Origin of the sequence: Streptomyces sp. NPDC048254, assembly GCF_043201895.1 — a bacterium.
Lineage (GTDB): Bacteria > Actinomycetota > Actinomycetes > Streptomycetales > Streptomycetaceae > Streptomyces.
This window is the reverse complement of the sequence record NZ_JBICZJ010000015.1, coordinates 18,586-37,890: the sequence shown is the minus strand read 5'-3', so window position 1 is coordinate 37,890 and position 19,305 is coordinate 18,586. Positions and strand designations below refer to the sequence as shown.

The following is a 19,305-nucleotide window of genomic DNA, read 5'->3' as shown; positions in this document are numbered from 1 at the left end:
CAGAGTGGCGAACGAGCTTGCCCTGTTGAGGTAGTTGACAGGTTCACGTGGGTTGCTAGGTTCCGCGATACACCCGATGTATCGAGGATCCATCAGGTCTGGAGGACGACGATGACCTCGCAGCCGGAGCAACGTTCACCGGTGCCCCGCAGAGCCGTACTCGGCACCGCCCTCGGCGGCGCGGCAGCCGCGGCCCTGCCCGGAACCGCACATGCCGCACAGCAGCCCCCAGCGGGGGCGGGCGGCCGCGGACGCCCCTGGAGACTCCGCGACACCATGACCACCGACGGCGCCTGGGACCGGTTCCTGCGCGGCCAGGACCTGCTGTGGAGCAGGCTGCCCACCCTCTGGTACGAGGGGCCGTTCCTCGGCGACGGGCTGCTCGGCAGCATGATCTACCAGGAGCCGGGCGCCAACCAGATCCGCTTCACCGTCCAGCACGGCCGGGTCCAGGACCACCGGCCCGAGTTCGGCAGCGGCTGGGGCACCGCCCGCCTCCCGGTTGGGCACCTCACGCTCGAACCGGCCGGCACCATCACCGCCGTCGACTGGCGCCTGAGCCTGTGGAACGCCGAACTCACCGGCACCGTCACCACCACCGCCGGCACCCTCACCCTCGCCGCCCTCATCCACGACGAGGTGCTCGCCGTCCGCGCCACGGCCCACGGCGGCGAACACGTCACCTGGACCTTCCACCCCGAGGAGGCCATCAGCCCCCGGAAGATCCAGGAGTCACCGCCCGCCGGGTACACCGCCAACCCGCCCTGGACCGAACGGACGTCGGACGACGGCACCGAGCAGGTCCTCCAACCTCTCACCGGTGGCGGCCAGACGGCCACCTCCCACCGCCGTACCGGCGACGAAGTCCTGCTGAGCGTCGGTCACAGCTTCCCCTCGGACACCGCCGCCGAGGCCGACTCCCGCCGCAACCTGCGCCGCGCGGTGTCCTACGGCACCCTCAGGCGACGGCACACCCGCTGGTGGCACGCCTTCTACCGGAAGAGCTTCGTGTCCTTCCCCGACCAGCGGCTGCAGAGCTTCCACTGGATCCAGCTCTACAAGGTGGCCTGCGCCAGCCGCGCGGACGGACCGGTCATGGGCACCGCCGGGCCCTGGCTGGAGCCCACCCCCTGGCCGGCGGTCTGGTGGAACCTCAACGTCCAGCTCGAATACTGGCTGATCCACGCCTTCAACCACCCGGAACTGGACGCCCTCGCCACCACCCTGCGCCAGAACCAGGAACAGCTCACCGCCAACGTGCCCGCCGCCTACCGCTCGGACAGCTCCGGCATCGGCCGCAGCTCCGACATGTTCGCCAACCGCGAGGTGGGACGACCGGGAACCGGCGCCGAGACCGGCGACCTCACCTGGGCCCTGCACAACGTGTGGCTGTCGTACCGCCACTCCATGGACAAGTCCCTGCTCCGCGACACGATCTACCCGGTGCTGCGCCGCGCCGTCAACTACTACCTGCACTTCCTCACCCCGGGCAGCGACGGCAGGCTGCACCTGCCCAGCACGCTCTCACCCGAGTACCCGATCGTCCCGCCGCAGGACACCAACTACGACCTGGCGCTGATCCGCTGGGGCTGCCAGACCCTCCTCGACTCCGCCGAACTGCTCGGCATCGACGACGAGTCGAAGCCCCGCTGGCAGGAGGTGCTGGCCCGGCTCACCCCGTACCCGGTCGACGACAACGGCTTCATGATCGGCGCCGACACCCCGTACGCCCAGTCCCACCGGCACTACTCGCACATGCTGATGGTGTACCCGCTGTACCTGGTCAACTGGGACCAGCCGGAGAACCGCGACCTGATCACGAAGTCCGTGGTCCGCTGGCACGCGCTGACCGGCGCCCACCGCGGCTACAGCTACACCGGGGCCGCCTCCATGTACGCGATGACGGGCGACGGCGACACCGCCATCGGCTACCTGAGGAAGTTCTTCGACCCCACGACCCGCTACCCCTGCCGGGCCAGCACCCACTACACCGAGGCCGGTCCGGTCATCGAGACCCCGCTGTCCGCCTCGCAGTCCCTGCACGACATGTTCTGCCAGAGCTGGGGCGGCATCGTCCGGGTCTTCCCGGCCGTACCGACCGCCTGGGCCGACCTCACCCTGCACAACTTCCGCACCCAGGGCGCCTTCCTGGTCAGCGCCGTCCGCAAGGCCGGGACCACCCGGTTCATCCGGATCCGGAGCCTGGCCGGTGAGCCCCTCAAGCTCCGGCACGGCCTGACCGGCCCCCTCACCGTCCTGCGTGACGACGGCTCCCCGGCCCGCACCCACGACCTCGGCGACGGCACCCTCGCCATCGACCTGCCCCGCGGCCGCGAGGTGCTCGTGCACTCCGGCTCCCGCCCCGACCTCGTCATCGCGCCGGTCGCCGTCAGCGAACCGGGCGCGGCCTGGGGACTGCCGTAACCACTGACCGGAAGACAGGCTTCTCATGGCTGTTCCACTCCCGAGAACCGTGGTCGCCGCGCTCTGCGCCGGACTGGCGGCCACCCTCCTGACCACCGCGCCCGCCCGGGCCGAGCAGCGGTCGCACACCTGGACCGTGTCCGAGGCGGCCCACGCACCCCGGGCCCGCATCGCCCTCGACACCACCACCGGCACCCTCAGCCTCGCCGTCTCCCGTGCTGGCCGTACGGTGATCGAGCCGTCGCCCGTCGGCATCGTCACCCAACAGGCCGACCTGTCACAGGGGTTGCGCTTCCTGCACCGCAAGGACCGTACGGTCGAGGAGCACTACCGGGCGAAGTCCGGGAAACGGCTGGACCGCAGGGTGCGCCTGAACGAGACCCGGCTGTCCTTCGGCACCGCCGCCGGCGCCCGCCTCGACCTGGTCGTCCGCGCCTCCGCCGACGGCATCGCCTACCGGTACGTCCTGCCCGCCGGATCCGGCGACGTGCTCGGCGAGACCTCCGCGTTCAACCTGCCGGCGGACGCGGGCGCCTGGCTCAGCACCTACCGGGTCGACAACGAGGGCCAGTTCAAGCAGTACACCGCGGCGACCGCCCCGAGCGGCGAGTACTCGGACCAGGCCCTCTTCGCCACCGCCGGCGGCTACACCCTGCTCGCCGAGTCCGACCTCACCGGCACCTACTCCGGCGCCCGGCTCGCGCACACCCAGGGCGCCGGCACCGACCGCATCAAGCTCGCCGACACCCAGGTCCACACCGACGGGCCGCTCGTCACCCCCTGGCGGGCCATGATCACCGGCGACCTCGCGACCGTCACCCGGCCCACCTTCACCGACGACCTGGCCCCCGCGTCCAAGGTCGCCGACACGTCCTGGATCCACCCCGGCACCGTGCTGTGGACCTGGCTCGCCGGCGGCCGCACGGCAGGCCAGAGCCTCGCCGCGCAGAAGGCGTACGTCGACTACGCGGCCGCCCGGCACTGGCCCTACGAGGCCGTCGACGCCGGCTGGTACTTCAAGACCGACGAGTGGGACACCACCGACCCGGACTGGGGGACCGACAGCTGGATGCCCGAACTCGTCGACTACGCGCGCGCCAAGGGCGTCGGGATCGTCGTCTGGATCCACCAGCGCGACCTCGACACCCCAGAGGAACGCGCCCAGTGGCTGCCCACCCTGGAACGCTGGGGCGTCAAGGGCATCAAGATCGACTTCATGAACTCCGAGGCGCAGTCCATGCTCCGGTGGTACGACGCGATCCTCCCGGAGACCGCCGCCCACCACCTCCTGGTGGACTTCCACGGCGCCACCCTCCCCAAGGGCATCCAGCGCACCTGGCCCCAGGTGATGAGCATGGAGTCCGTCGGCGGCGAGGAGAAGCGCACCAACACCTCCGCCCACCTCACCACCCTCCCCTTCACCCGCAACGTCATCGGCTCCATGGACTTCACCCCCGGCGGCTTCCAGCGCGTCGGCCAGCGCCCGGACTCCGACGCGGCCGAGACCGGACTCACCGTCGCCTACGAGTCCGGCCTCCAGATGCTCGCGGGCACTCCCGAGTCGTACGACGCCCGGCCGCTCGCCCGGGACTTCCTCGACCAGCTGCCCGCCGCCTGGGACGATACCCGCCTGCTGGCCGGCAGCCCCGGCCGGGAAGCCGTCCTCGCCCGCCGCAGCGGGAACCGCTGGTTCCTGGGCGGGGTGTACGCCGGCGCCGCCCACACCGCCACGGTCCCCCTGGCCATCGGCCGCGGACGGTGGCTGGTGCAGACGATCCGGGACGGCGCCCAAGGCCTCGTGCAGGAGAGCCAGGTCCAGCGCGGCGGTGACGACCTGAGCGTCGACGTCGTCGCCGACGGCGGCTTCGCCGGGATCGCCTGCCCCTGGCATCCCGGCGTCACCAGCTGCTACCGCTGAGCACGCACCGCCCGCCGGCGGGCACCGAGCACCAGCCTGAGGGTGCCCGCCGTGGACGGTGACGCCGAGCCGCGCAGCACGTCCGTGCCGGGCGCGAGCACGGCCTCGGCGGTGAGCAGTTCGATCTCGATCAGCGTGCCCACCAGCGGGCGGTGCGCGACCGGGATCAGTTCGAGCAGTTCCCGGGCCGACCGCAGGTCGGCCCGGGCGGTCTCGACCTCGTGGGCCACGAGCGAGCGCAGACCGGGCGAGGCCCGGCCCGCCGCGAGGTCCTCCGCCGTGACGGAGAAACGCTTCAGGGTCTCCGCGGGGATGCCGGGCCGGCCCTCCCGCAGGTCCTCGGCGAGGTCGTTGACGAAGTCCAGCCGCTGGCTGCCGTCGATGAGCCTGCGGCAGCCGGCCAGGAACCGTCCGCCGGGATCGGTCTCGGGGCCCAGCAGCGCGCCTATCAGCAGGAAGGCCGGCATCGAGTAGGCGTCGAGATAGTCCTGGTAGTCGGCCTCGGTCGCGAAACCGGTGAACTCCAGCTCGGTGGTGGCGGTGGCCAGATAGGCCGCCACGACCTCCCGGTGCCGGGGGTACACGGCGACCGTGTGCAGGAGGGTACGGACCAGGGGATCGTCACTGGTCCCCGTCTCCAGTCCCGCACGCACCCGCCGCTCCCACTCGGCCCACGCCTGCGCACGCCCCGCCTCGGGACCGCTGTCCAGCAGGTCGTCCCCGTGGTGCATCACGGCCGTCGCGGCCACCACATGGGGCTGCACCGAGGGCGGCAGCAGCATCCGGCAGGCCAGATAGGCGCTCCGGCGATACCGCCGGACCGTACGCCGTTGGGTGCTGTAGTCCCGCCGCAGCTCCGCATCCCGGATCCCGGCCGCGGTCAGGCTCTGATTCCACGCGCTCACGAGAAGATCGTAGAGGCAGGCGCGGACCGCGGAGCCCGACCGCGGAAGAGCGCTCAGGAAAGGGACTTGAGGAAGTCGACCAGCGCCGTGTTCACCTCGTCCGGGCGCTCCTGCTGGGTCCAGTGGCCGCAGCCCGCCAGCTTGAGGGGCTCGCGCACCAGGTTGGGCATCAGGACGGGAAGCCGCTCGATGAGCTCGGGCGTACCGGGGAACGCCGGGACCACGTCACGGTCGCCGTAGACGTACAGCGCGGGCGGAGTGACGCGGGCACCCTGCCAGGGAGCGGTCAGGTCCCAGTTGCGATCGAGGTTGCGGTACCAGTTGAGCGCCCCGGTGAAACCCTGGGAGAAGCTCTCGGTGAGGGCCTCCAGGTCCTCCTCGGTGAACCACTCCGGCAGCCGCTCGGGATCCGGCATGTCGGCGAGCCAGCCGCGCTCGGGGTCGACCAGGGGCTGTCCGGCCGAACCGCTTTCGCCGGAGGCCGAGAAGAAGAACTTCCGCAGCGTGGTGCGGGTGTCGCGGGCGAACTCGGCGTCGGCGACACCCGGCCGGTTGAAGTAGTTCCAGTAGAAGCGGCCCCCGAACATCTCGTCCATGGCCTGCAGCGGCGGCCTCGTCCCCCGGAACGGCGGCGGCACGCTCAGCCCGGCCACCCCGCGCACCAGGTCCGGCCGGAACAGCGCGGTGTGCCAGGCCACCGGCGCGCCCCAGTCGTGCCCGACGACGAACGCCTTCTCCTCGCCCAACTCCCGGATCAGCCCGACGACATCGCCGACCAGGTGGAAGATGCTGTACGCGTCGACATCCTCGGGGCGGTCGCTGCTGCCGTAGCCCCGCTGGTCGGGGGCGACCACATGGAAGCCGGCCGCGGCCAGCGGGCCGAACTGGTGCTGCCACGAGTGCCATGATTCGGGGAAGCCGTGCAGCAGCACGACCAGCGGGCCGGAACCCTCCTCGGCGATGTGCAGCCGGATTCCGTTCACGTCGATCAATCGATGCTGAACCATGTGCACGAGCGTACGCGCAACGATCTTCAGTCGAGCCGTGGATGTGCCGTGCGGGCGCCGCCCGGCATCGGCGGGGCACATGAATTGACCTCGATCGATCGGCGAGGGAGATTGATGTCCATGGAACTGCGGCATCTGAGGTACTTCCTGGCGGTCGCCGAGACCCACAACTTCACCCAGGCCGCCGCGCGTTGTTATGTGGCGCAGTCGGCGCTGAGCCAGCAGATCGCCCGGCTGGAGAAGGACGTCGGCGCCCCGCTGTTCAGCCGCACGAGCCGCTCGGTACGGCTGACCGCCGCCGGTGAGCTGCTGGAGCCGCGGGCCCGGCGCATCCTCGCCGACGTCGACAACGCCCAGGCCGCCCTCGACGCGCTCGCTGGTCTGCGCCGCGGCCGGCTCCGGCTGGGCCTGGTACAGACGATGGCCGTGCCCTTCGACATGGTGGAGGTGCTGGCCGACTACCGCGCCCGCTATCCCGGCGTCGACCTGCGCGTCTCCAACGATCCCAGCTCCCGGATGGCCGCCGCGGTCCTCGCCGGCACCCTCGATGTCGGGGTGGTCGGACTCGCCGCCCGGCAGGTGCCGGAGGGGCTGGACCACCGGACGCTGGGCAGCGCTCCGCTGGTGTGCGTCGTACCGCGCGAGCACGCTCTCGCGGACCGGGAGGCCATCGATCTCGCCGAGCTGCCGGACAGCCACCCGCTGATCCAGTTCACGCGGGGCAGCGGCCTGCGCCGCCAGGTCGAGGCGGCCTTCGCCCGCGCGGGAGCGGAGGCGGGCCAGCACTTCGAGGTGGGCCAGATCCACGACATGATCCGGCTGGCCGCCCGGGGGGTGGGCGTCACCGTCGTACCCCGGTCCACCGTCGTCGGCCCCGGCTCCGTGCTGGGTCTCGACGCCGCCGACGAGCTGCCCCGGGGCGCGCGGATGCTGCGTCTGACGGACGACGAGGCCGTGCACCACATCTGCGTGGCGTACGACGGCGCCCGGCTGGCTCCGGCCGCCGAGGCGTTTCTCGACGTCCTCGAACACCACGGCGGCGATCGATCGGCATGACCGATCGCTGGACCCGGATCCATATGTTGGACAGTGCGACCGTGGTGCCCGGAGGCTGGGGAGGACGCACCGCACGAGGTGCGGTTCCGTTCCAGTCCCGAGGGGACCGCCATGTCGATCAAGGATGCCGTCCAGCCCGTACTCCGTGACGCCCGGGCGACCGTGCTGCCCGACCCGGCGGACCGCCATGGCCCCCTGCCCCCGCTGATGCTCGCCCTCACCGTGGTGACCGGCCTCGTGGACGCCTTCAGCTACCTGGTGCTCGGCCATGTCTTCGTCGCCAACATGACCGGAAACGTGGTCTTCTCCGGCTTCGCGATCGCGGGCGCCGCCGGGTTCTCCCTGGCCGCCTCGCTGGCCGCGCTGGCCGCCTTCGGCGTGGGCGCCCTGCTGGGCGGCCGGATCGCGCACCGGGCCCGCGCGCACCGCGGCCGCGTCCTGCGCCGGGCGCTCGTCCTGGAGACGGTCCTGTTCCTGGCGGCCTACGGCGTCGCCCGGTACGGCGCCCCCCTGGACACCGCCGGGACCCGGTACGAGCTGATCGTGCTCCTCGGTCTCGCCATGGGCGTCCAGAACGCGACCGCCCGCGCGCTCGCCGTACCGGACCTCACCACGACCGTCCTGACCCTGACCATCACCGGCATGGCCTCCGACAGCAAGGCCGCCGGAGGCGGTGGAGGAAGGACCGGCCGGCGCGCCCTCTCGGTGCTGGCGATGTTCGCCGGCGCTCTGATCGGCGCCTTCGCCGTCCGCGACGGCACGCCCGCCCTGCCGTTGCTGCTCGCCACCGTGCTCCTCGCGGGCAGCACGCTCGACACGTTCGCCCTGACCCGCTCGGACGCACGCTGGACCGACCCGCTGTGACCGTCGCACCCCAGGCGCCGGTGACCTCCGACGCCCGGGAGGTGCGCGAGGAGCGCGAGATGCGCGAGCCGAACGAGGTGTCGCGGGCCGGGAGCGACGGTGACCGTCTCACTCCGTACCAGCTCGGCAACGCCCCCAGCAGGTCCGGCGAGGACCAGACCCGCCACCGCTGGTAGCCCGGCTTCAGCGGTTCCGTCCGCAGCGGGGCGGCGGTCTGCAGCGACGACCCCGCCTCGGGCCCGCACAGGGAGGGCGGGGTCGTATGACCGTGCTCGGGGGCTTCCCCGGAGTCCTCAGAGGGCTGAGCCGGGATTGCCGGGGCGGATGCGACCGCGCCAGGCGCCGCTCTCGCCTTCGCGCTGCTCGATGTAGTCCTTGAAGCGGCTGAGGTCCCCGTTGACGCGGCGGCCGATCAGGCCGAGCGCGTCGGCACCCCTCTCGACCATGCCGCTGGGCTCGACGTCCATCGTGAGTTCGACGCGGGTGTGCGTCTCGTCCAGCGGCTCGAACCGGACGGATCCCCGCTGCCGGACGTCACCCTCGATCGCCCGCCAGGTGATCCGGTCGTCCGGCAACTGGTCGACGATCTCGGTGTCGAACTCGCGCCGTACCCCGCCGATCTTCGTGGTCCAGTGGTTGTGCCGGTCGTCGAGCTGCCTGACCTCCTCGACGCCCTCCATGAAGTTCGGGAAGTCCTCGAACTGGGTCCACTGGTTGTAGGCCGTGTGGACCGGGACGGCGACGTCCACGGCTTTCTTGACCGTGCTCATCTGTTCCTCCTCGTCGGAAACGGCTCGTCACCGGGATGCTGTCGCTGTCCGACTCGCTCTCCCGTGGCCGCCGAGTACCCGGTTCCGCCGCGCGCACCCTTCGCCGCACCGGCCGCCGGTCACGGTGTCGAGGGGCGCGTCTCCGTCCAGTCGACCATCAGACGGCGCTCGGCGAACAGCCATTCGCCGTCCTGCCTGGTGAACTCGTCGAGATAGCGGATGGACGCGATCATCAGCGTGCGCCCGCCGTCGTCCCCGACCGAGAGATGGTGGGCCAGGCAGTAGCTCTCGCCGGTCGCGCGGTCCCCGTCGAGGGAGACGGTGCTCTGGCCGTTGAAGTGCGTCGTCGTCCGATACGAGTTGAGGTTGTCGAACACGGGGGCGAGGGAGTCGCGGCCGTGCAGCTCCTGCGTCGGCTCCGCCGCCGTGGCGTCCATGAACACCAGGAATCGGGTGTCCTCGGTGAACAGGCTCATCTGGCCCTTGGCGTCACGCCGGTCCGCGCAGTGGGCGTAGGCGTCGATCAGCTCACGGATGGCCAGCCGGTCGGCGGCTTCCTGAGGTGAGACGGAGGTGTGGGCGGCCATGAGGGGCTCCTCGGGGCTTGCTTGCGCCTGCCTGTTTGACAGATGTATAAAAGCATCGCAAATCTGGCCACGCAACGGCTGTGTACAGGAGTGTGGACAGGAGGGCCGTCGTGAGCCGGGCCTCGGAACGTCCCGCTGCAGCACCCCGCTGGAACCGCTCGTCCAGGTGCTGTCCGACGACCCTGTGCACCCGCCCGGTGGAGGTCCGGTCCCGTGCCGGACCCCGCCTCCCAGTGATGGAGCCCTCTGTGAACGTCGTCGTCTTCGGCGCGTCCGGCATGGTCGGACAAGGCGTCCTGCGCGCCTGCCTCCTCGACCCCACGGTCGACAGCGTCCTGGTGGTGGTCCGCCGCCCGCTCGGCGTCACCCACCCCAAGCTGACGGAAGTCATCCACGACGACTTCACCGACCTGTCCGCCATCAGTGACCGGCTGACCGGCCTGGACGCCTGCTTCTACTGCCTCGGTGTCTCCTCCACGGGGATGAGCGAGACCGAATACACCCGCGTCAGCTACGACTTCACCCTCGCCGCCGCCCGCGCGCTGGTCGCCGCCAGTCCCGGACCGACCTTCACCTATGTCTCCGGTGAGGGCACCGACAGCACCGAACAGGGCCGCACCATGTGGGCGCGGGTGAAGGGGCGCACCGAGAACGCCCTGCTGGCCATGCCGATGAACGCGTACATGTTCCGGCCCGGCTATATCCAGCCCCGCCACGGAGCGGTCTCACGGACCCGCGCCTACCGCGTCATGTACACCCTCACCTCCTGGCTGTACCCGCTGCTGCACCGCCTCGTGCCCGCGCACACGACGACCACCGAACACCTCGCCCACGCCATGCTGGCGCTGACCCGCCCGGGCGTGACCGAGAACCGGCTGCTGTACAGCAAGGACATCAACCGCCTGGGCGTCTGACCGTTCCCCTTCGGCGACCGGGCCGCTCGGCATCACGTGGCCCGGCGTGCGGCTACGAGCATGACGATCACGGAGGTCAGGGTGAGCGCGGTGCCGGTGTAGAGCGGTGCCCGGTAGCCGAGGCCCGCGGTGATGGCCAGGCCGCCGAGCCAGGCGCCCAGGGCGTTGCCGACGTTGGACGCCGAGACGTTGGCGCTCGCGGCCAGTGCCGCTCCGTGGGCCGCGTCGGTCACCCGAGTGATCATGCCGGGGACGGCGGCGAACCCGGCCACCCCCATCAGGAACACCAGCATCACCGATGCCACGGCGCTGCCGGCCAGCAGACCGAACACGGCCAGCGTGAAGGTCAGTCCCAGCAGCGCCAGCACCAGAGCACGGTCGCGGTCCCGGTCCGCCGCTCGCCCGCCGATCAGGTTCCCTACGACCAGTCCGGCGCCGTACAGCATCAGCAACCAGGGGACAGCCGCCGCGGAGAACCCGCTGACCTCGGTGAAGGTGTACGCGATATAGCTGAACGCGCCGAACATCCCGCCGTAGCCGAGCGCGGTGGCGGTCAGCGTCAGCCACACCTGCCAGGAGCCCAACGCCCGGAACTGGTCCCGCAGGCCGGTCGACGCCCCGTCGCCGGCCGCCGCCCCCGCCCGGCCGGGTACGAGGGCGATGATGCCGGCCAGCGCCAGCACGCCGATCGCGGTGACCGCCCAGAAGGCCGCTCGCCATCCCCAACGCTCGCCCACCAGCGCGCCGAACGGCACACCGAGCACGTTCGCGAGCGTCAGCCCGGCGAACATGACCGCCACCGCACGGGACTTCCGTTCCGGTGCGACCAGGCCACGCGCGACGAGCGAGCCGATACCGAAGAACGAACCGTGGCACAGGGCGGCGATGATCCGCCCGAGCAGCAGCACGCAATAGGCGGGTGCGATCGCGGACAACAGGTTTCCGACGACGAACAAGGCCATCAGCCCGGCCAGGACGTGCTTGCGCGGCAGCCGCGCCGTCGCCGCGGTGAGGGCGATCGCGCCGACGGCGACGCTCAGCGCGTACCCGGAGATCAGCCAGCCCGCGGTCGCCTCGGAGACCGAGAAACCAGCCGCCACCTGTGGCAGCAGACCGGCGATCAGGAACTCGGTCAGCCCGATGCCGAAACCGCCAAGGGCCAGTGCGACCAGCCCGATCGGCATCCGCCGCGGTTCCGTCCCGCGCCCCTCCGGCAGCACGGGCCTGTCGCCGACCCCGACGACCCGGATTTCGCCCATGAACCGACCCTCGCCGCCGACGGCGGCCCCGTCCATGGACAAAGATCCGGGGCGCTTGGACGAATCGAAACGCGCGCGGATGTCGTCGTACGGGACGCGGTCCGCTTCTTCGCCCGGCATCTGGTCCGAGCCGACACCTCACCGGCCCTGACCTGACGCACCGTCGGCGCCCGGCCGTACCCGTCTTACCGGCCGGGCGCCCGCACCACCCATCGCGAAACCCTTTCTTCACGCCTTGACTTAACATCAGGGACATTGCTTGGATCTCAAGTCGGCGTTCCCTGTGTCCCGTTGGTGACGCAGCGGTCACGCGCCTTTGGTTCGGCACGGCACAACCCCCGACCCACCAAGCCCAGGAGCAGCTGTGAGACGTACGCTCACCACGATCGCGGCCGTGGCTGTCATGACACTGCCACTCATCGGTGCGGGCCCGACCGCGCAGGCCGACCGGGCCGCGCGCGGGCACACCGGGCACGGCCAGGTCGTGACCGGCACCTACTCCACCGGCGGTGCGCAGGCCTGGCGCTCCCTGCCGATCGTCAGGACGGGCACGGACACCGGCGGCCCCGTCGACGCCACCGTGGTCGCCGACCCCAGCGCCCTCCGGCAGCGGTACACCGGCATCGGCTTCTCCCTGGACGAGACGAGCGTCTCCAACCTGTGGAAGCTCACCCCCGCCGAGCGGACGAAGGCCATCCGGCTCCTTGTCGACCCCGAGCACGGCGCGGGACTCGACCGGTTCCGGCTGACGATCGGCAGCCCCGATCTCATCGAGCACCTCCCGTTCTGGTCGGAGGACGACCTGCCCGCCGGAGTCACCGAGGACTTCGGCCTGAAGCACTTCTCCATCCGGCGCGACCTCGACCTGCACATCATCGACACCATCAAACTCATCCAGCGCTACAACCCCCATGCCACGTTCTTCGCGTCGGCGTGGAGCGCGCCCGCCTGGATGAAGACGAACAACCGGTTCCTCGGCGAGGTCGCCCTCAAGCCCGGGAGCAGCACGGACTACTACCAGGTCGGCAAGTTGCGGGACGACTGCATCGAGGTGTTCGCCCGCTACTACGTCAAGTACGTCCAGGCGTACGCCCGGCAGGGCATCCGCGTGGACGCGCTGACCCTGCTGAACGAGCCGGGTATGGACGTCGTCTACCCGGCCATGGACATCAGCGTCGCGCAGCAGCAGAAGCTGGCCCTGGCGATCAAGCGGGAACTCCGTGCCGCCCACCTGGGCACCACCCAGCTGTATGTGCACGACTTCAACTTCTGGGACTGGCACGACCCCAACAGCACCGCGACGAAGAACTACTACCGCATCTTCGAGGACGCCCCGGACGGCTCGGTGACCGGCGCCCAGGTCCGCAAGGCGGCGGACGCCATCGCCTTCCACCCCTACTGGGGCGACCCGACCGTCATGCGCGACGCCTACGAGCAGACCGGGAAGCCGGTCCAGCTCACGGAGACGAGCGACCTGTCGCCGTCGACCGTCCTCGACGACTTCCGCCTCGACGCCGGTTCCTACATCCTGTGGGCCCAGACCACCGACCAGGACGGCGGCACCCTGCACTGGACGCCGTCGCGGGACAACAACATCGACTGGGACGAGGTCGCGGCCACCACCAAGTGGCCCGACCGGCTGGTCACGGTGAACACCGGCACCAAGGAGTTCACGGTCCGCGACGAGCTCTATCAGCTGGGCCAGTTCGCCAAGTACCTCTCACCCGGTGACGTACGCCTGGAGTCCAGCGCGGCGCAGGACGGCGTCAGCAACGTGGTCTACCGGACCCGCGACGGCGGCTACGTGGCCGTCCTCGGCAACGGCGCCGGATCCGACCGCAGGGTCCGGATGGCCGTCGGCGGCCAGACGTTCGTCGTGACCGTACCGGCGGGCTCCTTCGCCACCTACCGGTGGCAGGGCAAGGCCGCCACGGGCTCCCGCAACCACGCCCCGGTCCTCGCGCCGGCCGCCGACGTCGTCGCCGACCAGTACGGCACCACGCAGGTGCAGTTGAAGGCCACCGACCGGGACGGCGACCGGCTCTCCTACTACGCGACCGAACTGCCCGACGGCGTCACCCTCGACCCGGCGACCGGCCTGGTCACGATCCGTCCGACGGCCACCGGCGAGCAGGACCTGACCTTCTACGCCACCGACGGCCGGGCCCACGACCAGGTGACCCTCCACCTGACCGTCCGCCCGCACGCGGCACCCGTGGGGGAGAAGATCGAGGCCGAGGCCTACAGTGACCAGCACGGCTGGCCCGCCGACGGCAGCAACTTCATCGAGAGCAACCCGGCCGCCAGCGGCGGCAGGAACGTGGGCTGGACCGCCGCCGGCAACTGGCTGACGTACCGCGTCGAGGCGCCGGCGACCGGCTCGTACGATCTCGAACTGCGCGTCGCCAACGGCACGGCCGCCACCGCGGCGAACGCCGTGTCCCTCCGCGACGACAGCGGCACGACCCTGGCGACGGCGTCCGTGCCGCCCACGGGCGGCTGGGCGAGCTACCAGTCGGTGCACGTACCCGTCGCCCTCCGGACCGGGGAACAGACGGTCACCGTCTACTGCGAGACCGGCGGCTTCAACCTCGACTACCTGCGCCTCACCGCTTCCTGACCGCCTTCCTGACACCGCCGTCCCGGCGCCGGACCGGCTGTGCGCCCCCGGCCCGGGGTACGGCCAACCCCCCGGCGCGGTGACCGGCATGCCGGATGGTCGCGGCCGGTGAGATCCACAAAGCTGAGAGGAGTCGCCGCACACCCGCTGCCAAGGAGGCCCTGCCGTGCTCACTCGCCGCGCCGCAGTCCTGTCCGCCGTCGCCGCCGCCACCCTGTCCGCCGTCAACACCCGCACGGCGTCGGCGGCGACGCCACGCAAGACCGTGCCGGCACGGCTGAAACTGCCCGCGCCGAGCGGACCGCACCCGGTGGGGACGGTCTCCCTGCGCCTCGTCGACACCTCACGTGCCGATCCCTGGGTCACGACCCAGCCGTACCGGGAGCTGATGCTCGGCATCCGCTACCCGGCGCGTGCCGTCGGCGGACACCCGAGGGCGCCGCAGATGCTGCCGGGGGAGGCCGCCGGCTTCGCCGCCGTCAACAACCTCACCGATGTGCCCGGCGACAAGGTCGACTGGGCGGCCACCCGCACCCACGCGTACGAGGGCGCCCCCGCCGACCGGGACCGGGGCCCGTACCCGGTCGTCTGCTACTCGCCCGGCGTCGGCGACCCGCGTTCCCTCGGCACCACCCTCTGCGACGACCTCGCCTCCCGCGGCTATGTCGTGGTGACGCTCGACCACACCTACGACGCCTCGGCCGTCCAGTTCCCCGGCGGCCGGGTCGAACGCACGGTGCTGCCCGCCGAGTTCGACAAGGCCTACCCGGACCCGGGGCGCATCAGGGCGCTGCTGAAGAAGACGATGGCCGCACGGGTGGCGGACACCCGTTTCCTCCTGGACGCCCTGCCCGGTGCACTGCCCGGGGAACTGCGCGGCCTGCCGGACTGGGACCGTCTCGGCATGTTCGGCCACTCGGCCGGCGGCTTCACCGCCTTGCAGGCGATGCACGACGACCGGCGTATCGCGGCGGCGGCCGACTTCGACGGCGTCCTCGCGTACGTCCAGGAGGACAGCGACTCCGGCTACCTCTCCTCCGTCGCCGCCGAGGGCCTCGACCGCCCGTTCCTGCTGGTCGGCAAGGACGGCAACGACCTGAGCACGGTGCCCTCCTGGAACGCCCTGTGGCGGCACAGCCGGGGCCGCGGCGAGGGCCTGACCCTGCGCGGCGCCGAACACGCCACCTACACCGACGCGGAGGCGATGATCCCGGGGATCGCCCGACAGCTCGGCCTGTCCCGCAGGACGGTCGTCGAGAACATCGGCACCATCGCCCCGGGGCGCGCGATCACCGCCCAACGGGCCTGCCTCGCCGCCTTCTTCGACCGCCGGCTGCGCGGCCGTACCGGCGAAGCCCTGCCGGACCGCTTCCCGGAGGTGCGCCCCTTCTCCCGCCGGAACGGCTCAGTACCGCACGGGTAGGCCGAGCAGGCCGCGGGTGGGCATCGAGGGGCGCCAGCGCAACTCGTCGACGGGGACGTCGAGTTCGAGGCCGGGGAGGCGTTCCAGCAGCGCGGCCAGGGCGATCTCGGTCTCCAGGCGGGCGAGCGGTGCGCCGAGGCAGTAGTGGATGCCGTGGCCCAGGGCCAGGTGCCCGGTGGCGTCGCGGGCGATGTCCAGCCGGTCGGGTTCGGGGAAGCGGCGCGGGTCGCGGTGGGCCGCCGCCAGGGACAGCAGCACGGTCTCGCCCGCCGGGACCGTGACCCCGCCGATGGTGACGTCCTCGGTGGGTGCGGGGCCATGTAGTCCGGCAGGTACACCAGCGGGGTGCCGTCGCCGTGGGCGAGCCGGAGCGGCGGGACCGAGTGGCGGGTGGGTTCCCCGTCCGAGAAGACCGGCAGGGCGTACGACGCGAAGAAGCGCAGCCTCATCGCCTCCCCGGGCCCCTGTTCGCGCAGGACACGGTGGTAGAGAGGGCTGAACCGGTAGGGGGTGTGGGAGACCTGTACCGGGGGCGCCGCCTCGGCCTCCCGGGGGGCGGCCACCCGCTCGTGCCCGGTTTCCGGCACCGCCTCCCCGTCGGCCAGGGCCGCGTGGACGTGTGCCGTCAGCTCGGCCAGCGTGGGGTGGTCCAGGACGACGGTCGGGGACAGCCGTACCCCCGTGAACGCGCTGAGCCGGTTGCGGACCTGCACCGCGGACAGGGAGTCGAAGCCGAGTTCCGTGCAGCCGCGGTCGACGGGGAGGGCGGAGGGGTGCGCGAAGCCCAGGACCGCCGCGACCTCGGCGCGGATCAACTCCGCTAGCAGGGGCCGTCGTTCGGGCGCCGGTACGGCGGCCAGCCGTTCCTGCCAGGTACCGGGCGCCTGTCCCGCACCTTCGGCGGGCGGCGCGACGGCGGCGGCAGGGCTGCGCGGCAACAGGTCGGCGAGTACGGGCGCCGCGTCCGTGGCGGCGGCCCGCAGGTCCAGCGGTACCGGCACCAGCACCGGTTCCGGAATCCGCAGCGCCGCGTCGAGGAGGGCCAGGCCTTCCGCCTCGTCGACCGGCAGGACACCGCCTTCACGGAGCCGGTCGGGGGCGACCCGGGCCGTACCAGCGCGGCCGGTTCGGGGGCCTCGGTGATCCGGGCGCTCGCCCCGGCCATGGTGGTCCCCAGGACGCAGAGCGAGTGGGCGTAGGTGTGGGAGAGGGGCAGCGGCCAAAGGATGCGGTCCCCGGCCGACAGGCCGAGCCGGGGGAGGTAGCACGCGGCCGAGGACCAGAGCGCGGACCGCTGGCTGGAGACCGCGGCCCGGCTGACGCCCGAGGTGCCCGAGGTGTAGAGCAGCCAGGCCGGCTCGTCCAGGCCCAGGTCGTCAGGGGGAGCGGACGACGACTCCGTGACCAGGGCTTCCCAGCCGGTGGCCCCGTCCGGCGACGGGCCGTCGCCGGTGACCAGCAGCCGGACCGGCCGGCCGGCGGTCAGCCGGACGAGCCGGGGCAGGTTGCGCCGGTCGGTGACCAGCGCGGCCGGATCGCAGTCGGCCAGCAACTGGGCGAGTTCGGCATCCGTGGCACGCGCACTCAGCGGCGCCCCCACCGCGCCGGCCCGTACCGTGGCGAGCAGGCCCTCGATCAGTTCCACGCTGTTGTCCAGGCAGAACGCCACCCGCGCCGTACGGCTGACGTCGAGGCCGACCGCCAACCGGCCGGTCCTGCGCTCCAGTTCGGCCCAGCTCACCGTCCGCCGGTCATCGGCGAAGGCGGTCTTCCCGCCCTGCCGCCGGGAGTTCTCGACGAGCAACTCCGCGATGGGGCGTAGGGCCGATGTCTCCGCCACTGCCACGAATTTCCCCCTTGGACCAACACCCCTGCCATATGGGCCTGTTGGCGAGCCTACGTCCCGACATGGTGGTGGTGGCGAGGGCGACGCGCGGGGCGGCGTGGATCAACGGCGAGCCGGCCGGCGGCGGGCGGGCGCGACAGCCGGGCACCGGCCGTGCCGTCTCGCGCACCGCGCCACTGCCGGTCCGGGGCGGCGAGGGGCCGGTGCGAGGAGCTGTGGGGGCCTCGTCCGAGGGCCGCGGCACGGCCCTGGCGACCGGGGCGCCGTAGCCGCTGCGGGTGGCGCGGCGCGCGGCCGGGGACCGGCGGTCCGGGCCGGTGATCCGCCCGGGGGTTGCAGCGACTGCGGGACCGGCGTTTTCTGGAAGTATCCGATGGTGAAACACGAGCGCCTAGGGTTGCGGCATGGACCGGGGGCTCGGTCTCGACATGTTTCTCCTGGCCAGAGCCTCGGTCTGTGCGGTCCGTCGTCGTGTCCTGGCGTTCCACGCGGAGGTGAACCAGGTGAAAGCCGTTGTGTATGAGAAGCCCTTCAGCGTCGCGGTCAGGGACGTCGACGATCCGCGCATCCAGCACCCGAACGACGTGCTGGTACGCGTCACGTCGACCGCCATCTGCGGATCCGACCTGCACATGTACGAGGGCCGTACGGCCGCCGAGGCGGGCATTGTCTTCGGACACGAGAACCTCGGCATAGTCGAGGAGATCGGCACCGGTGTGACCTCGTTGTCCAAGGGCGACCGCGTGGTCATGCCGTTCAACGTCGCCTGCGGATTCTGCAAGAACTGCCTGGCCGGCAAGACCGGCTTCTGCCTCACGGTCAATCCGGGCTTCGCCGGCGGAGCCTACGGCTATGTGGCCATGGGCCCCTACGAGGGCGGGCAGGCAGAGCTGCTACGGGTGCCGTTCGCCGACTTCAACTGCCTGAAGCTGCCGCCGGGCGAGGAGTTCGAGACCGATTTCGTGCTGCTCGCCGACATCTTCCCGACCGGCTACCACGGCTGTGAGCTGGCCCAGGTGATCCCGGGCGAGAGCGTAGCCGTCTTCGGAGCCGGACCGGTCGGGCTGATGGCCGCGTACTCGGCGCTGCTGCGCGGCGCCGCCAAGGTGTTCTCGGTCGACCGGGTGCCCGAGCGGCTCGCCAAGGCCGAGCAGATCGGGGCGATACCGATCGACTTCTCCAAGGGCGACCCGGCCGAGCAGATCAAGGAACAGACCGGAGGTGAGGGCACCGACAAGGGCGTCGACGCCGTCGGCTACCAGGCCCAGGCGCCCGACGCCAGCCACGAGGAACCCGCCGTCGTCCTCAACACCCTCGTCGAGACGGTACGGCCGACCGGCATGCTCGGCATACCGGGCCTGTACGTCCCGTCCGACCCGGGCGGACCCGACGAGCACGCCAAGCACGGCCAGCTGCTGGTCTCCATCGGCAGGATGTTCGAGAAGGGCCAGCGGATGGGCACCGGCCAGTGCAACGTCAAGCAGTACAACCGGCAGCTGCGCGACCTGATCATCGCGGGGCGGGCCAAGCCCAGCTTCGTGGTCTCCCACGAACTGCCCCTGGAGGACGCACCGCGCGCGTACGAGAAGTTCGACCAGCGGATCGAGGGCTACACGAAGGTCGTCCTGCATCCCGGCCACGCTCTCGCGGCGTAACACCGTCCGCACGGCGCGGCGGCGGCCCGGCTCCGGTGGCCGGCCCGCCGCGAGCCG

Annotated in this window: 15 protein-coding genes and 2 pseudogenes; 9 read left to right on the top strand and 8 right to left on the bottom strand. The window is 71.7% G+C overall.

Going from position 1 to position 19,305, the window contains the following annotated elements; genetic code table 11:
• The first annotated feature begins 111 nt into the window (after window positions 1-111).
• The gene (locus ACGFZQ_RS34740) at window positions 112-2,424 is read left to right on the top strand and encodes a Tat pathway signal sequence domain protein (protein ID WP_393843689.1); all 2,313 of its coding nucleotides are present in this window, start codon (window positions 112-114) and stop codon (window positions 2,422-2,424) included.
• A 25-nt stretch (window positions 2,425-2,449) separates the two neighbouring features.
• On the top strand, window positions 2,450-4,342 hold the full coding sequence (locus ACGFZQ_RS34735; RefSeq protein ID WP_393843688.1) for a glycoside hydrolase family 97 catalytic domain-containing protein: 1,893 nt from the start codon (window positions 2,450-2,452) through the stop codon (window positions 4,340-4,342).
• On the opposite strand, the gene ACGFZQ_RS34730 is transcribed toward ACGFZQ_RS34735, so the two are convergent.
• Together ACGFZQ_RS34730 and ACGFZQ_RS34725 are read right to left on the bottom strand one after the other, a co-directional pair.
• Window positions 4,333-5,247, bottom strand: a complete 915-nt coding sequence (locus tag ACGFZQ_RS34730; protein ID WP_393843687.1) for a phytoene/squalene synthase family protein — start codon at window positions 5,245-5,247, stop codon at window positions 4,333-4,335. The two genes, ACGFZQ_RS34735 and ACGFZQ_RS34730, sit on opposite strands and share 10 nt — an antisense overlap.
• A gap of 53 nt (window positions 5,248-5,300) precedes the next feature.
• Window positions 5,301-6,254: an alpha/beta fold hydrolase gene (locus tag ACGFZQ_RS34725; protein WP_393843686.1), complete on the bottom strand. Its 954-nt coding sequence runs from the start codon at window positions 6,252-6,254 to the stop codon at window positions 5,301-5,303.
• Window positions 6,255-6,368: 114 nt separating this feature from the next.
• Between ACGFZQ_RS34725 and ACGFZQ_RS34720 the strand changes: the two genes are divergently transcribed.
• From ACGFZQ_RS34720 to ACGFZQ_RS34710, 3 genes are all read left to right on the top strand, one after another.
• Window positions 6,369-7,310: a LysR family transcriptional regulator gene (locus tag ACGFZQ_RS34720; RefSeq protein WP_393843685.1), complete on the top strand. Its 942-nt coding sequence runs from the start codon at window positions 6,369-6,371 to the stop codon at window positions 7,308-7,310.
• A gap of 111 nt (window positions 7,311-7,421) precedes the next feature.
• Window positions 7,422-8,174 (top strand): YoaK family protein, encoded by a 753-nt coding sequence (locus ACGFZQ_RS34715; RefSeq protein ID WP_393843684.1) that lies wholly within the window; start codon window positions 7,422-7,424, stop codon window positions 8,172-8,174.
• Window positions 8,171-8,350, top strand: a complete 180-nt coding sequence (locus ACGFZQ_RS34710) for a hypothetical protein (protein ID WP_393843683.1) — start codon at window positions 8,171-8,173, stop codon at window positions 8,348-8,350. Before ACGFZQ_RS34715 ends, ACGFZQ_RS34710 begins: the two co-directional genes overlap by 4 nt.
• Window positions 8,351-8,467: 117 nt before the next feature.
• Here the strand turns inward: ACGFZQ_RS34710 and ACGFZQ_RS34705 are convergent, their stop codons facing one another.
• Window positions 8,468-8,944 carry an SRPBCC family protein gene (locus tag ACGFZQ_RS34705; protein ID WP_393843682.1) on the bottom strand — a complete coding sequence of 159 codons (477 nt, stop codon included), beginning with the start codon at window positions 8,942-8,944 and terminating at the stop codon, window positions 8,468-8,470.
• A gap of 119 nt (window positions 8,945-9,063) precedes the next feature.
• Window positions 9,064-9,531 carry a nuclear transport factor 2 family protein gene (locus ACGFZQ_RS34700; protein WP_351696362.1) on the bottom strand — a complete coding sequence of 156 codons (468 nt, stop codon included), beginning with the start codon at window positions 9,529-9,531 and terminating at the stop codon, window positions 9,064-9,066.
• 248 nt (window positions 9,532-9,779) lie between these two features.
• On the opposite strand from ACGFZQ_RS34700, the gene ACGFZQ_RS34695 reads away from it, so the two are divergent.
• Window positions 9,780-10,445, top strand: coding sequence for an epimerase (locus ACGFZQ_RS34695; RefSeq protein ID WP_393843681.1), 666 nt, complete (start codon window positions 9,780-9,782; stop codon window positions 10,443-10,445).
• Between the two features lie 32 nt (window positions 10,446-10,477).
• On the opposite strand, the gene ACGFZQ_RS34690 is transcribed toward ACGFZQ_RS34695, so the two are convergent.
• Window positions 10,478-11,629 carry an MFS transporter gene (locus tag ACGFZQ_RS34690; protein WP_393843850.1) on the bottom strand — a complete coding sequence of 384 codons (1,152 nt, stop codon included), beginning with the start codon at window positions 11,627-11,629 and terminating at the stop codon, window positions 10,478-10,480.
• A gap of 439 nt (window positions 11,630-12,068) precedes the next feature.
• On the opposite strand from ACGFZQ_RS34690, the gene ACGFZQ_RS34685 reads away from it, so the two are divergent.
• Together ACGFZQ_RS34685 and ACGFZQ_RS34680 are read left to right on the top strand one after the other, a co-directional pair.
• Window positions 12,069-14,324 carry a carbohydrate-binding protein gene (locus ACGFZQ_RS34685; RefSeq protein ID WP_393843680.1) on the top strand — a complete coding sequence of 752 codons (2,256 nt, stop codon included), beginning with the start codon at window positions 12,069-12,071 and terminating at the stop codon, window positions 14,322-14,324.
• Between the two features lie 166 nt (window positions 14,325-14,490).
• Window positions 14,491-15,747: an alpha/beta hydrolase family protein gene (locus tag ACGFZQ_RS34680; RefSeq protein ID WP_393843679.1), complete on the top strand. Its 1,257-nt coding sequence runs from the start codon at window positions 14,491-14,493 to the stop codon at window positions 15,745-15,747.
• Here ACGFZQ_RS34680 and ACGFZQ_RS34675 read toward each other — a convergent pair.
• The 3 genes and pseudogenes from ACGFZQ_RS34675 to ACGFZQ_RS34665 all read right to left on the bottom strand — a co-directional run.
• A pseudogene (locus ACGFZQ_RS34675) lies at window positions 15,730-16,056 on the bottom strand (cytochrome P450); the annotation flags it as partial. The gene ACGFZQ_RS34680 and the pseudogene ACGFZQ_RS34675 overlap by 18 nt on opposite strands.
• Before the next feature lie 317 nt (window positions 16,057-16,373).
• Window positions 16,374-16,562 (bottom strand): annotated as a pseudogene (locus ACGFZQ_RS34670) (acyl carrier protein); the annotation flags it as partial.
• A gap of 5 nt (window positions 16,563-16,567) precedes the next feature.
• Entirely contained in the window at window positions 16,568-17,593 is a 1,026-nt protein-coding gene (locus ACGFZQ_RS34665) for an AMP-binding protein (RefSeq protein WP_393843678.1), read from the bottom strand.
• 503 nt (window positions 17,594-18,096) lie between these two features.
• Between ACGFZQ_RS34665 and ACGFZQ_RS34660 the strand changes: the two genes are divergently transcribed.
• Entirely contained in the window at window positions 18,097-19,248 is a 1,152-nt protein-coding gene (locus ACGFZQ_RS34660) for a glutathione-independent formaldehyde dehydrogenase (RefSeq protein WP_382546724.1), read from the top strand.
• The last annotated feature ends 57 nt before the right edge of the window (window positions 19,249-19,305 follow it).